General features: G+C 73.1%; 1 protein-coding gene. It reads right to left on the bottom strand.

Features of this window, described 5'->3' with window-relative positions:
- Positions 1 to 1,179: ABC transporter ATP-binding protein (locus HUK84_RS19255; RefSeq protein WP_176641648.1), on the bottom strand; the 1,179-nt coding region annotated here is incomplete at both ends.

Here is a 1,179-nt window from a genome sequence, read left to right as displayed (position 1 = left end):
CGGACCGCCCAGCGCATTGCGGCCCCTGCCGCCGGGGCGTCGCCGGCGATGCGCAGCGCCACCCCGCCGCCGATATCCATTCGGCCGCATGGCAGCATGAGTCCGTCGTGAATCTGGTCGGCCCCCAGCAGCCGCGCCGCGATCTCGCTGCCCGGACGGCTGAAGACCGATGCGACCGGGCCGGCGCGGATGATGCGGCCGCCATCGAGCATGATGATTTCCTCCGCCATGTCCATCGCTTCGGCCGGGTCGTGGGTCACCAGGATGGTCATGGCGCGCATGGGCCCGAGCACGCGCAGGACGTCACGGCGCAACCGGGCGCGCAGCGGTGCGTCGAGCGCCGAGAACGGTTCGTCCAGCAGCACCAGATCCACCTCGCGCCGGGACAGGGCGCGGGCCAGGGCCACGCGCTGCCGCTGTCCGGGAGACAGTTGATGCGGGTAGCGGGCCGACAATTCATCCAGCCCCATCAGCTTCATCCATGCCGCCGCCCGGTCGGGCGTGCTGTCGGCAGCGAACGAAACCTGCCGCGCCACCGTCAGGTGCGCCGGCAGGGCGTAGCCCTGGGGGACGTAGGCGATGCGCCGGCGCTGGGGCGGCACGGGGCCGAGATCGTCGCCATCGAGGCGGATTGTAGGGCGGATCGTGGGGCGGATCGGGGGGCCGATCGGGGGGCCGATCGTGGCACCGGCCGCGTCGTCCAGGCCCGCGATCAGGCGGAGGGTCATCGACTTGCCGCTGCCCGACGCGCCGAGGATCGCCACCCGCCGCGCCCGGATGCGGCATGCCAGGCGAAGATGGAAACCGCCTGCCCTGTGGTCGAGCGCGAGGGACAGGGTCCGTGGCGGGGCGTCGCTGTCCGCCGTCTCGACCAGGGGGGCCGGCATGCCGCCCGGCAGCGGAGCGTCCGCCCGGCGGGGGCGTATCAGCGCCTGCCCCGCTGCCAGGATCGTCGCGGCCAGGAGCAGGGTCGGCGCCAGGATCGGCAGCATCGCCGGCAATCCGCTTTCGCCGAACGCGACATAGGTGAAGACCGGAAGGGAATAGGGGTGATAGGCCACCATGACCGTCGCCCCGAATTCGCCGAACGCGCGCAGCCACGCCAGGAGCAACCCGGCCAGGATCGCCCGCCAGGCCAGCGGCAGGCTGACGCGCCACAGCACCGCGCCCGGGCCGTGC

The organism is Nguyenibacter vanlangensis (assembly GCF_013376155.1).
GTDB classification, from domain to species: Bacteria; Pseudomonadota; Alphaproteobacteria; order Acetobacterales; family Acetobacteraceae; genus Gluconacetobacter; species Gluconacetobacter vanlangensis.
Note: the sequence above shows the minus strand (reverse complement) of the source record. Positions and strands in the feature narration are given on the sequence as shown.